The organism is Candidatus Uabimicrobium helgolandensis, assembly GCF_041508025.1.
GTDB lineage: Bacteria > Planctomycetota > Uabimicrobiia > Uabimicrobiales > Uabimicrobiaceae > Uabimicrobium > Uabimicrobium helgolandensis.
In genome coordinates this window covers 1,748,147-1,761,452 of sequence record NZ_CP165719.1, presented here as the reverse complement: position 1 = coordinate 1,761,452, position 13,306 = coordinate 1,748,147, and the positions used below count along the sequence as shown (strand labels likewise).

12 protein-coding genes and 1 pseudogene are annotated in these 13,306 nt (G+C 33.9%); 9 read left to right on the top strand and 4 right to left on the bottom strand.

Annotated elements, in window-relative coordinates:
* Window positions 1-10: 10 nt before the first annotated feature.
* Complete coding sequence (locus UABHE_RS06470; RefSeq protein ID WP_372369437.1) at window positions 11-1,402, bottom strand: ARPP-1 family domain-containing protein; 1,392 nt, start codon at window positions 1,400-1,402, stop codon at window positions 11-13.
* A 364-nt stretch (window positions 1,403-1,766) separates the two neighbouring features.
* Between UABHE_RS06470 and UABHE_RS06465 the strand changes: the two genes are divergently transcribed.
* The 3 genes from UABHE_RS06465 to UABHE_RS06455 are packed head-to-tail and all read left to right on the top strand — an operon-like array spanning window position 1,767 to window position 4,613.
* On the top strand, window positions 1,767-2,333 hold the full coding sequence (locus UABHE_RS06465; protein WP_372369436.1) for a TetR/AcrR family transcriptional regulator: 567 nt from the start codon (window positions 1,767-1,769) through the stop codon (window positions 2,331-2,333).
* Window positions 2,334-2,377: 44 nt separating this feature from the next.
* Window positions 2,378-3,370, top strand: a complete 993-nt coding sequence (locus UABHE_RS06460; protein ID WP_372369435.1) for an alcohol dehydrogenase catalytic domain-containing protein — start codon at window positions 2,378-2,380, stop codon at window positions 3,368-3,370.
* 25 nt (window positions 3,371-3,395) lie between these two features.
* The gene (locus UABHE_RS06455; RefSeq protein ID WP_372369434.1) at window positions 3,396-4,613 is read left to right on the top strand and encodes an NADH:flavin oxidoreductase/NADH oxidase family protein; all 1,218 of its coding nucleotides are present in this window, start codon (window positions 3,396-3,398) and stop codon (window positions 4,611-4,613) included.
* An 11-nt stretch (window positions 4,614-4,624) separates the two neighbouring features.
* Here UABHE_RS06455 and UABHE_RS06450 read toward each other — a convergent pair whose 3' ends face one another.
* Complete coding sequence (locus tag UABHE_RS06450; RefSeq protein ID WP_372369432.1) at window positions 4,625-5,221, bottom strand: hypothetical protein; 597 nt, start codon at window positions 5,219-5,221, stop codon at window positions 4,625-4,627.
* A 1-nt stretch (window position 5,222) separates the two neighbouring features.
* The gene (locus UABHE_RS06445; protein WP_372371577.1) at window positions 5,223-5,540 is read right to left on the bottom strand and encodes a DCC1-like thiol-disulfide oxidoreductase family protein; all 318 of its coding nucleotides are present in this window, start codon (window positions 5,538-5,540) and stop codon (window positions 5,223-5,225) included.
* Window positions 5,541-6,002: 462 nt separating this feature from the next.
* Here UABHE_RS06445 and UABHE_RS06440 point away from each other — a divergent pair, with 462 nt between their 5' ends.
* The 6 genes and pseudogenes from UABHE_RS06440 to UABHE_RS06415 all read left to right on the top strand — a co-directional run bounded on the left by UABHE_RS06440 (window position 6,003) and on the right by UABHE_RS06415 (window position 10,989).
* The gene (locus UABHE_RS06440; protein ID WP_372369431.1) at window positions 6,003-6,137 is read left to right on the top strand and encodes a hypothetical protein; all 135 of its coding nucleotides are present in this window, start codon (window positions 6,003-6,005) and stop codon (window positions 6,135-6,137) included.
* Window positions 6,138-6,149: 12 nt separating this feature from the next.
* Complete coding sequence (locus UABHE_RS06435) at window positions 6,150-6,296, top strand: four helix bundle protein (protein ID WP_372371576.1); 147 nt, start codon at window positions 6,150-6,152, stop codon at window positions 6,294-6,296.
* A gap of 156 nt (window positions 6,297-6,452) precedes the next feature.
* Window positions 6,453-6,782: a hypothetical protein gene (locus tag UABHE_RS06430; RefSeq protein WP_372369430.1), complete on the top strand. Its 330-nt coding sequence runs from the start codon at window positions 6,453-6,455 to the stop codon at window positions 6,780-6,782.
* Between the two features lie 351 nt (window positions 6,783-7,133).
* Window positions 7,134-7,436 (top strand): annotated as a pseudogene (locus UABHE_RS06425) (PBPRA1643 family SWIM/SEC-C metal-binding motif protein); the annotation flags it as partial.
* 197 nt (window positions 7,437-7,633) lie between these two features.
* Complete coding sequence (locus UABHE_RS06420; protein ID WP_372369429.1) at window positions 7,634-9,583, top strand: serine/threonine protein kinase; 1,950 nt, start codon at window positions 7,634-7,636, stop codon at window positions 9,581-9,583.
* A 272-nt stretch (window positions 9,584-9,855) separates the two neighbouring features.
* Window positions 9,856-10,989, top strand: a complete 1,134-nt coding sequence (locus UABHE_RS06415; protein WP_372369428.1) for a hypothetical protein — start codon at window positions 9,856-9,858, stop codon at window positions 10,987-10,989.
* 396 nt (window positions 10,990-11,385) lie between these two features.
* On the opposite strand, the gene UABHE_RS06410 is transcribed toward UABHE_RS06415, so the two are convergent.
* Complete coding sequence (locus tag UABHE_RS06410; protein WP_372369427.1) at window positions 11,386-12,771, bottom strand: hypothetical protein; 1,386 nt, start codon at window positions 12,769-12,771, stop codon at window positions 11,386-11,388.
* Window positions 12,772-13,306: the final 535 nt, after the last annotated feature.

The following is a 13,306-nucleotide window of genomic DNA, read 5'->3' as shown; positions in this document are numbered from 1 at the left end:
TATCTTCTACTTAGCCGTCGATATACTCATCATCTTCGTCATCCTCATCCTCGTAATACTCATCATCTTCGTCATCCTCATCCTCGTAATACTCGTCATCTTCGTCATCTTCGTCATCTTCGTAATCTTCGTCATCACTCCATATATCATCGTAATCCTCGTCATTTTCTGATTCTTCATTGATCAAAGATTCATCATCATCTCCAAAATCACAAAAACTAGAGTGAAGTAAATCATCAGAATCATCTCCGTAAAACAAATCTTCGCCTATAGAATCTTTACTTTGATATAGAAGTTGTGTATTCGTATCAGTTTTTACTCGTTTTCTTTTTCCACTCCGCATTTTCTGTAACCAGTTATTTACAGCTAAAATATCGGGTACTTCATGGGCAACAGATTTTTCAGACAAAGCTTCTACCGAAGACGAATGGAGAAGTTTTCTCCACAGTTTGAGAAATAAATCGTGAGAACCATAAATATCTACTTGGCTAATTTTTCCATTTATAGCAGATACAAAACCAATACTATCACTCTTATTATGAGCCACATCATGTAAAGCATCAATGTAGTTTTGCACTTTATCATAAATTAATTTATTTTCGAGGGTTAATTGCATACTAGATTTAGAGACATTACTACGAACAGATTCCCCTAAATTGCCCGACAGCTTCTGTTGAAGATTTTTAACTTGTTTCCAAACTTTTCTTTGATTTTGAGAGTATTTAATTGCTAATTTTAACTTCTTACTAGCCACTTGGTAATCATTCGAATGAAAAGTCTCTACACTTTCATCGTTTCTCTTACTCCACCGACCTGATTCAACGCAAAAAGTTTTGATTGCTTTTCGCCCGCTATTCGGTAAAACAACTACATCGCGGGCTACTGTTCTATCTTGCTTACCACCTTTTAAAATATCGCCTGCGTGTACATATATGGGACTATTACCTAAGTTTTCGATAGTCAATTTCCCCACTATTTTAGTTTCGTGAACTGTGGCTTTACCATTTTTCATCGCTTCTTCTAATGTAATCACATTTTTCAAATTAATCGTATTTTCACCATGTAGTAAATAAACAGTTAAATTCCGATAGGTGTAAGGACCCGATATTTTATATTCAAATTTCTTTGAAGTAATTTCTTTAGTACCATTAATATTTGAAGTAATTTTTTCAGCGTAAGAATTAATATTTGTTTTTGTGGACGTGAGTTCGACTGATATTTGTACATTTTCAGTCTTTTCAGTATTTATTTTTGTTTTTGTAGTAATGGGTATAGATTCAACCGATTTTTGTAAACCCTTTGTAGCTTCGATATCAGACCGAATAATTGTTTCTTTTTGGAATACTGTAGAGTGAGAACAGCTAGCCATAACAAAAAACAATATATAAATATAGATTTTCATAATACCTCCAATTTCATAACAGAAACATTTTGGATTTATTATAGAACTACTATGTCATAGGTATGTCATGATTCTGTCATTTTTTAAAATAAAATTATCATTGGCTTCCCGACATTTAAAAGAATAGTCCAAATAATACTATTTAGCTAGGGCAAAAATTATCACATTCAATTGTAATCGTAACTCACAGACGCTATGACTATTAAATTGAGAACATCTAAGAAATAAAAAACAAAAAAACTTAGAAAGCACTGCCAGAAAAGATAGAATATAAATTACAAATTTTCTTGACAATGCCAAATCAAAGTTTACAATAATTACCAAAAGTGTAAACTTTGTTGTTTTTTTAACAAAGGTCCTGTTTATGGCACAACAAAAAAAAATAACATACGAAACACTATACAAAGTAATGGAAATATTTTTTCGCTATGGATACAAAAAAACATCTTTAGACGATATTGCGCAAAGTATTGGCGTATCTCGTCAAGCTCTCTATAAACACTATAAAAACAAAACAGATCTTTTTAAATCAGCTGTGGCAGCAATGTTAGAAGAATCATTAGTGCAATCAAAAAATATATCAGAAGACGCCAGCATCAATTTAGAAGATAAGCTTCTTAACTTGTTTGACATCTGGAGTGGACAATATGTGAATATAGTAAAATCTCATCCACACGCTTCAGAAGTTATTGATGCAACACATTCTTTGATTGGAGATATAGTTTTTGCCAAGCAACAACAATTTATATCTATTGTTACTGATGTATTAAAAGATCAATGTAAATCAAAAAAAACAAGCATTACCACAAAACAAACTTCTGAAACATTGTTCTACACCGCAAAAGGTATATGTTTGTATTGTGAAAATAGAAATGATTATAAAGAAAAAATGCACATAGCGATTTCCCTTATTTGTAATTCTTATTTTTAAACCAGTCTTTAACAATAGTTTCCTATTACAATAATGGAGTACATATGCAAGCTCTCGTAATTACTAAATTTGACGATAATTTCAAATACATTGAGGTACAAGATTGCCCCATTCCAAAACCTGAGAATGGTGAAGTCCTTATCAGAATAGAAGTGAGTTCTTTAAGTCCTGCAGATTCTTTACTAATTCGCAATGCTTATATAAAGTCACTCAGTCTACCTGCCATTCCTGGTCTATTCGGAATTGGTAGTATCGTTGAATCTGGTGGTGGAATCATGGGAAAGTTTCTCAAGGGAAAACGAGTGCTTTTTGAGGCTAAACTAGAAAAAGGAGGTGCGTGGGCTGAATATGCAATTGCCGATGCAAATATTTGTTTTCCGATTGGAGATATAGTCCCTCAAGATGGGTTAAGTATCGGAAATACCATTACCGCAATGGGCATGCTTGACGTCTCCAAAAAAATAGGCGCTAAGTCTATTGTGATGAGTGCTGCAGCTGGTAGCCTTGGTCGCTTTGTCAACATGTACTTTCCACAAAAAAACATGAATGTTATCTCAATAATTCGTTCGCAAAAACAGCGAGAAATTTTAGAAAGTATAGGCGCAAAATATATTCTAAATCAAAAAGACGAAGATTTTGAAGACAAACTTTCGCAATTAACGACAGAACTAAAATCAACCGTTGCATTTGATTCTGTTGGTGGTTCCTTACCTCGTAAACTTATGCGCACTTTACCAAAACATTCTACTATTTTTTCTATTGGAAATCTTTCTGGACGCGATGTCGAAATTGACCCGACAAAAGATATGATGAGAAAAATGCAAAAATACCAAACTTTCGTAGTACCAGAATGGCTAGATAAGCAAAGTTTTCCAAGAAAAATGCTAACTCTATCAAAAGCACGTAAGATAGCTAGTTCTCTAGGAGAAAAGAATTCGATTCGCAAGACTGTGACCCTACAACAAACTGCACAAGAAATGAGTGATCTCTTTACAGATACTAGCGCAGGAGTGGTTTTAGTTTGTCCAGCAAAATAATTCACCGCTAAAGGAATCAATGATTATGTCTACCCAAAAAACAAAACTCAACGATACTCTTGTACTGCCAAATGGCTCAACATTAATCAATCGCATAGGAAAATCAGCAATGAGCGAATCACTAGCTGATCACTACCACAATCCAACTCGCGAATTAATTTATCTATATGAAAAATTTGCACAAGGGCAAACAGGGCTACTCATAACAGGAAATGTAATGGTAGACTATAAGTCTCTAGAAAGAGCACGAAACATAGTATTTGGAGAGTACTCAAACCACGAAAAATTAAAAGAGTGGGCACAATCTTCGCAACAAGATGGTGTACAAACTTGGGTGCAAATAAGCCATCCTGGTCGCCAAGTAGCCAAACACATCAACAATAAACCTGTTGCTCCATCTGATATCGCTGCTGTACAAAAACTAAAGGCTTTTGCAAATGCACGAGCTCTTACAACCGAAGAAATAGCAAACATTAAACATAAATTCATAGAAGCAGCACTAACAGCTAGGAATGCAGGATTTCAAGGAGTGCAATTCCACGCTGCCCATGGCTATCTATTAGGACAATTCCTATCTCCCGCAAATAATTTACGTACAGATGAGTGGGGCGGCTCTATCGAAAATCGCGCAAGACTATTGATAGAAATCATTCGCGCAACACGCGAAAAAGTGGGCCCTACTTTTTCCATAGGAATTAAAATCAATTCAAGCGATTTTAGAAGAGGTGGTTTTACTGAAGAGCATTCCCTCGAAACAATGATTCTATTAGACAAAGAATCTCTAGACCTAATCGAAATCTCAGGAGGAACATACGAAAGCAGCGCTATGTTGGAAGGGAATCCCAAAGCTGGCGAAAAAGCTTTTTTCGTTAGTTTTGCAGAACGAGCGCGGCAAGCAACAAAAATTCCACTGATGATAACAGGTGGTTTTCGACATCGTGAGCAAATGGAAAAAACTCTTGAAAGCGGCAACATTGACGTTATAGGTTTAGGACGACCAGTAGCTTGCGACCCCTTTGTTAGCAAAAAACTTTTAAATGGAGAGCTCCAAGAATTAAAAGCACCAAAAATAAAAGTATCAAAAGGATTACGTGGTCTCGGAGAAGCAGCATGGTACACTCAACAATTATATCGTCATAGTAAAGGACAAGAAGCCAAAGAGAATATCGCGATATTGCCTTGCTTGTTCAAGCACTTTACCAGCGATTTTATAAGAGCAAAAACGCGTAAAGTGAAAAAATAAACTAATTAGCGTTACTTCTTTATTTTAAAAGGTCTAAGGCTTAAAACGTAACAATAAGGACTACGCAACGCTTTATTAATTCGAGCAACTATTTTTTTATCCACTGGTAAATAAGAAATCGTATTTTTTTGTAGTAAATCTTCCTTACCTAGAAGCACCGCAAGATAAGGAATTATCGCTCGATCTTGTTTCGCCATGTGCTTAAAAGCTTGGAGTATCCAGTCTTGATCACTGTTAATTCTTCCCCACACATAGTAATATGTTCCGATTGCGCATATCTCTGATGCCTGCCCTAATATATGTGACTGTCTTGATCCTACTCTAGAAATATACGACCACTGGTGCAAATGCTGGTCATATATTTTTGGAAATTCTGAAGTAAGATAATCACTGACTACTGTTTGCTCATAAATATTTTCACTCCACGAACAACCTAGTAAAGAATATTCTTTTTCATATTTCAAAGCTAGGCAAACACCGCAAAAAGATTTTCCTGTACGCACATAGGGCTTAAATCCAGCTTGTACTAAGGAAAAAGTTACAACTAACGACACAGGAACAAAAATAACCAAAAACGCGATGACCAAAAATTTACTTGCTTTGCTCATACTATTTACCTTTCTTAGATCGGAAAAAGTATCGCGCAAAAAAAACACGATTACGCGCAACAATCCAATACCCAAGTTCCACAAACCAAATAAACGGTGGTAAGCGCAATAAAAAAGCCGAAAACTTCCACCCTAAGGCTTCTAACAAATAGACACAAGCCTTTCCCGCACGAAGTACCTCGCCATCACTCTTAATAACATGAACAGCCCAACTACAAGCCTTATAAATCTCTGGAGTCATTGGTGGCGAAGGTGCTTCTTGGTAGGCAACTACTTCAAATAGTTCTTTCTTGTCATACTGTCTGAACCAGACAGAAATTCGCCGTCAGAAACCTCAGTCTCCATCCCACAACAACCAATGTTTTTCATATACGGGTTTGTTTTCCATTTTTTATTTCCATTATGAATAGGGTATTTTGATAAAATAGATAATGCATTTGAAAAAAATATTCTCTCTATATAATACTTGAATCTAACACTTTTTACAAAAAATAGTATTATTAACTCAAGTTGCGGTCTATCAAAATTATCCTATGATCTAGTATCATAACTCTTGCAAATTCGATGTACGGTGCGAATCTCGTGAAACGTGGTCGTGACACATCGCATGAAGTAAAGGGAAAGTTATGAATGTATACATTGTTTTACTAAAAATAACCCAAGTTGCGACCTATAAAAGTTATCGTACAGTCTGGTATAATTACTCTTACAAATTCGATGTGCGCGGTTCGAATCTCGTGAGACGCAGTCGTGGCACATGGCACGAAGTAAGGGTAATCCAATGAATTTTAGTCATGAAAAATTAGATGTATATCAAGTATCACTAGAATATACAAAAGAAACATTTAATGTGATGGAGAAAATGCCATCAGGTTACAGCTATTTAAAGGATCAGCTAAAAAGAGCATCGCTTTGAGTCCCTCTTAATATAGCAGAAGGCAATGCCAAATTTAGCAAAAAAGAGAAAGTAAGGTTTTTCTCTATAGCAAGAGCATCAGCAAATGAATGTAGTGCAGTATTCGATGTTGCTAAGATAGCCCAAATAATAGACTCAAAAGAAAAAACTACTCTATAGAATAATTTGTATGCTTTCAAAGTTAATAGTCTAATTTTCGCACATGGAATATCGATCCACGACCACGAACCTCAAAAATCGAATTGCACACATCGTTTTTTTATACTGTTATAACGACTCTTCTCTTAAAGTAGGAAAAACAAGAAGGAGAAAGTCATGGAAAAAGAAATTATAATTGTTTTCTGTATATGTGATGAGATAACACAAGCACTCAAGATTGTAGAAGATCCTCAAGTTAAAATGACTAATTCAGAAATTATGACAACAGCATTAGTTTCTATGCTCTACTTTTCTGGCAACTTTGAAAAAGGACGAAACTTTTTAGCTACTGAGTTTATTCAAAAGGTTACCCGTAAAAGGATTGAAACTACTTTTAGTCAGATCACTTCTTTTTTTCCAAAGAATATTCATGCTGTTACCTCTTATGGATTTGAGTTAAAAGTTGTCCTTTTTGTTCTCGCTTTCACTTTTTCTTGTTATTTTTAGGTCGCAACTTAAGTTAAAATAAGAAAATAAATGTACGAAATTGTATGATATCCACCTTTAGTAAATGAAAATACTAAGCCAAATTTTGTATTAATCGCAGTTCTATTGAATATATAAGTAATAGTGCATTCCAAAGTATTTAAACTTTAATCGGCGGTTTAAAAAATCATCGTTATTCGAATAAAATAGGAATACTTTAATTTTATTAAAGCAAAATAAAATAGTAACATTTGAAAAAAAGAAAATATCTCTCTATAATACCGTTCCTGTTTAAGCAGTAAATAATACTTATACACCAAGATTTCAAAGAAAATCTTTTTACATCTCTTATCGTAGAATGGACTTAATAATCGCATGGCAAATTTTAATGACAAAATGTTTAGTGGTAAAAAAGAATACAAACTAGGATCGAAGAAAAATCCTGCTACTGTTAGCGTACAAACGGAAAAAAGAAAAGAAGAAGTCGCTAAAATATTCGAAGAAAACAATTGGACATATAAAATCAACTTAGATGCAGATAAAGCAGAAGATATAAGCGAACTAGAAATACTACAAAATCCAGTACAGGGAGAAAAGATAGAAAAAAAAGTAGGACGTAACGAGCCTTGCTCTTGCGGAAGCGGCAAAAAATATAAAAAATGTTGCGGAAAATAACAAAGGGAATTTACAAATAGAAAACGACGAAAATATTTTCTATTTGTAAATTCTTTTTTTGTAGAAACTGACTTCAATTCATTCAACTTTATTCATAAAGTTGTACCCAAATTCAAATTTTCTAGCGCAAAATACTTAATACGTGATCTGAAAACAAGTCTCTTAACTCAACGCTTTTTAATAACACGGAGTAAAATATGGGGAAAAGAAATTCGTTGATTGTAAATTGCGTTCAAGCACTAAACATCATCCCGCAACAACAACTCTTAGCTATGCAAAGCAACAGCGATTTACTCGAAAACTTACACCAAAATAATGTTATAAGTCTCCAACAAAAAAACTACATTCATTTTTTAATTGCTTATTATGTATTACTGCAAGGTTCAAATCAATATGGACATTTAAACGAAATACAAGTTAAGAACCTAATGCAAAGTAAACTAAATTCATCAGAATCAGAAAATATTTCTCTTAGTTATGCTGATAAACAGTTTATTCATCGTGGTATAGCTCAGAAAGTTTCTAAAAACTTATACAAAAACCAGATATTAGTTGATAAAGAATATCAATTGATTCAAAGCTGGCTAAATAGTTTAGACGAGTCCAAGGAAGCCAAAGCTTTTCCCAAAATAGGCAACTATCAAATACTAGAACTAATCGGTAGCGGTGGAATGGGAAGAGTATACAAAGCGCAGCATCCTATTCTGAGAAAAGAAGTCGCTATTAAAGTGCTAATCAACTTACAAAATGCTTCTCCTAAAATAAAGCAGCGCTTTCATAATGAAGCATGTGCTATGGCACAATTAGAACATCCACATATTGTACAGATTCATGACACAGGAACAGACAACGGAATTTCCTATATTGTCATGGACTATATCGCAGGGATTTCGCTAAGAGAACTCACAACAAACAATAAGGTTACTATTCGCAAATCTTGTAATTTGATATCACAAATTCTCCAAGCAGTATACTATGCACATAACCAAGGCATTATTCATCGCGACTTAAAACCAAGTAATTTACTTTTAAAACAAGATAAATTATTTCTTATGGATTTTGGTTTAGCAAAAGACATAAAAGAAGATCAAAATCTAACAAACAGTGGTCAACTACTCGGAACACTTAAATATATGTCCCCTGAACAAGCCGAAGGTAAAACAAAGAAAATAGATCGACGCACAGATATTTATGCTACTGGAGTTATTTTTTATGAAATGCTCACAGGAGTTTGCCCCATTCAAGGTACATCTCAATCTAAAGTCATCCACAATATCTTGTATGGACAAATCAAACCGATGAATTTTTACAATAAAAATATTCCCAACGAACTAGAGGCAATATGTTGTAAAGCAATGGCAAAAAGTATCGAAGAGCGCTATCAAAACGCAGAAGATATGAGAAAAGACATTCGTCTTTTTCTAGAAGGAAAAGCCATTTCAATTCGCTCAAATGCATTTTCTCAACACATTAAACGCCACAAAAGAAAATACATACACACAGTAAGCGCTACTGTTTTTACTCTATTATTTCTCACAATAGGAATTGCTGTTGGTCGAAATAGTAAAGAAGTATTGGACAAAAGACCCCAAATGACCAACAAAACAAAAAAAGAAGCCCAAATAGTTAAAAAGCAAATACCACAGAGGCAAATCCCTTATCTTCAGCCTTCACAACAACAGTTACGATACTTCAAGTATGATCCAAAAGAATGGGAACTATGGGAAAATAAACGCTTTAAGATGCGCTACCATGTAAAGCGTTCTTGGCAACAAAAAACAACAAACAGCTCAGAGTTTTCAAGAGTAATTCACAGTAGCTCTAGCTACGGAAAAGCTATTTTCTACTTTTCGTATACTAAGAGCAACAACTTAGAAAAACTGCTAAAAACAACGGAAGTTGCTCTTCGTAGATTAAACCAAGGAATATTAATAAGAAAACGGCAAATAAACGTTCGTATTTATGATCTACACGGTAAACTGACAACCTATTTTCTAGAAGAAAATACTACAAATTTTTATCTGCAAGTTTTTTGCGCCATCCGCAACAATACGGCATGCGTTTGTATTGCTCGCCGCCCACAGAATAATTTACAAGAAAATGTCGACTTGTTTTACTCGGTATTTTCTATAACTCCTTTTGATTGATCTTCAAGAAAAGTAATAAACATTACTTATAATTTTTTGAAAATATGAATAAATATAAAAAACTAGAATTAGAACTGAATGGCATTCGAGCCTGACACGAATGTTTCACGAATGTCTTGGCAATATGAAAATGTCATTTAGTGTTAAAACAGAAAAGTACAATGATTAGCAATTAGGACTGATAATTTTTTGAAAATATGAATAAATGTGAAAAAAACTAGATCCTTATATAAAACAAAGACATTTTCTATTGATAACATAAGGAGCTATTTATGAAAAATTTTACTATTTACTCATGTCTATTATTGCTAAGTGTTATTTTTGCTCAAGACATTCACATAGCAAACGATGTAGACCAAAAAATAAAGAAAATCCTACAAGATTTTCTAGACGAGAAATATGAAAATTACAAGACTTTACAAAAAACCAATGAAAACTTGCAAGATCAAATTCTCGTCTTAAAAAAGCACTTACAAAAAGTCAAATATGAAAAACAAAACCTCAACGAGTTATTAAAAAAATATAAACAACAACTTAGAAAATCAAGAGTCGTCGAATCTGAATACTGGATTGCAGTTCAGTGCAAAGCAAAGGAGCTGGCAAACGAAAGTGGTAAAATAGACGCTAATTATGTAAACATTATTGCCAATAAGCTAAAGGAAAATATCAAAAACAATCTTGATAATGTAACTGTAAAACGGGTACGTTGGAATGAATTAAATAAACAAGATTCTTTAGGAATAGAACAACAACAAGGTTTATTAAAATTTGTTGAGCGTTCAACAATATCACAATCCACTTCCCAAAAAAATTGGTACTCAAGTTTTGACCTTGCCATAGATAGGTCAACTCTCGACAAATGCCCTTTTGGCAATAAATGGGTATACATAAAAACTCATAGCCTACAAGCGGATGGATCGCCTGGTAAAGAAATAAAACTAAAATTATTCAAACGAAACGGCCTAAGTTTAGATGCCTATCCCAGTCGCGATTACACAGTGGAAATTTTAAACTATGGAGACAGTTGGTCATCGCATCGAGAAGTAAAAGTTGTCCGCGTAACTGGAATCACCACATACACAAACTTCCATCAACCTCATACCTCATCGCAAATAAAAGGCGGGCCGCGAGAAAGAATCCGTCTGGATATTTTTTACAAAGATCGTGTCGGTGAAAAGAAAATATCAAGTGTTGACAATGTTAGTCCACCCATTGTTGATTTTCAAATCCATCCTGCGAGTGTTATATTACTTCGAATAAATGGAAAAGTAACTTCTCACGAAATTCGAAGTACGATATCAGAAAAATTTGAGATGTTTAGAGGAAATGATAAAGAGCGGTGGAGTGCTTCTGTACAAAATGGTCCTGTACTTTTACCAAGTGTATTTAGTATTCAGAATCAATAGTTAAAAAAATCAAATAATTTTTGACAAAGTAGGGCGTGTCATCATTCAATACAGATAAAAATATAACGGATTCATTTAATGATACGCCAGTAGTATTGAGCCCGAGCCCGTTTGCGAGCCCGCGCCCGAAAACTTTTTGAGAGCGACTGAAAGTGATTTATTGGTTCAATACTAGTTTTTTGCGATGGAAAAAGAAACTTTGCTTCTTTGATAAATTGTTAGTGAAAGTTTCGGAAACGGGCTCGCAAACGGGCTCGGGCTCGAAAAAACACACAATATTTTGAATGATTACACGCCCTAATAAAAATTTTAAACTTGTGTTTTTTTACAACGAGTCTTGCAGGTATTAATATTAAAGCCTCTACGATAATGTAGAGGCTTTATAACAATAAAATACTATTTCAATTCAAATTCTTGCTCGATAGTGTGTCCAGAAAATAAAGTTAAAGAAACTTTTATATTTGATGCTTTATCTTCCGTTTTTACATAACCACGAACAACAACAACAGATGGGGAATTTTCTGGTAAAAACTGTGGAATAGGGGTTTCATCATCTAATGTACCATCTACCCACTTGTTGCCTAACCAAAATTTAACGCTCGCGTCAACAACAGCATTTTTTTCTTTTTCATAGTTGCTGGTTAAAATCTGTACTGTATAAATAGCGTGACGATTTCCATTTGAGCGGAAATGATCTGATTTAGATCGGATTAATCGCGATAAGGTGATTTTAACATCATTAGTTGGTTTAGGTTGTTGTGTTTTTTTTGCTTGATTTCTAGCTGTGTCAACAGCTTTTGAAAGCTCACTGTTTTCTTTTTTTACTTTTGCAAGTAAAGCAAGAGTTTCTTCTGCTTTTTTTTCGTTTTCTTTTTTTTGCTTTTCAAGTTTTTTTTCTAGCTTATCAGCTTTATTTTCAAGATAGCTAATACGCGTATTTTTTTCTTTAAGGGCAGTAATTGTATTTTCCAGATTTTTTATTTTTTTATATAGTATAGCTGGGTCTGTTACTTTTCCTTCCGCAATAGCCCTGTTTTGACCAGTAGCAACAAGATGTTTGTTTAGGATTGTTTTCGGGTCTGCTTTTTTGGAAAGTTCTTCTGAAAAATATAATTTTATACCTTTACCTACTCCAGGTATATAGATGGTGTATCCCATTCCGCTATATCCATGACGACGGCCTTGTATTGAATTATGGCGTTCTCCATTAATCACCGTCCAGTATGTCTCTCTGCTAATTTCGCCGCGAGCATATTGTACATTATGACGATAAGGAAAAACTTGACCGTTCCAATCGTGATCAATTGTTCCACCAAAATGAACTAGATATTTGTGGTCTTCTTTTTTACCTACTCTTACAATTGTTACTTCTAAAACTGATTTTTCCCATCCACCTTTGAAAACTTGAGCAAAAGAAGCAACTTCAATACCACTATGTAGTTCAAAAATCGAATTTTCAGCAACAACAATTTCAATTGATTTTTTCACCAAAAGGTTACTGTCTTTATCAAAAAATCGAATTTGATATTTACCGGCCTTTTGTCCATCAAAAGTGAGTGTCCCTTTTTTGCCACTAGTATATTTCCAGTGACCATAAGAAGATAGTTCAGCATCTTCGATTATCACATTAGCCCATTCACCTGATTCGCCTGGCATGTTAGAGTAGCTGACTTCAATACTTTCAAAATTTTTAAAGGTATTTTTTTCTAGCTTAACTTGAACATCAGCAAAAGTAAGAGAAGTACAAATAGATAACACTAATATGTATAAAATGAACTTCATAAACAAACTCCAAAATATATTTATGGGAGAGTATCGTATAACTTTACCAAAAGTTACGCATATAGATATGCTTTGTAATATCTATGTTCCACATTTTTTAACATATGAATTTTTCAAAAAATAGTCAATAATATTCTACTGTAAAATATTACCATAAGGTACATTAAAAAACTATAGTGAAATCCTCGCAATTACTATTTTTTTTGCCGTTAACATCAACACTGGTAAGTTTTTACATCTACAGTCAAAGGTTTTGTTATATATTAGCGTTTCCACAAATAAATGGGTGCAATCCTTAACGAACCGTCTAATTCAATTGAACGCTTAGATAGTTTTAGTGACAGAGAGTATTATTAAATAAATTCGCTCCTGATGGAATATTAGAATATAACGAGCTGTAACGACAGAAACCACAAATCAAATAGAACAACTAGTTCTCTTTCTTTTAATCCTTAATCAGACGTTGCCCTGAACTGACATATTTCTTTCAAATTTAAGTCGATAACCTTACTTGTACAGGACTACTTTTTTTCCA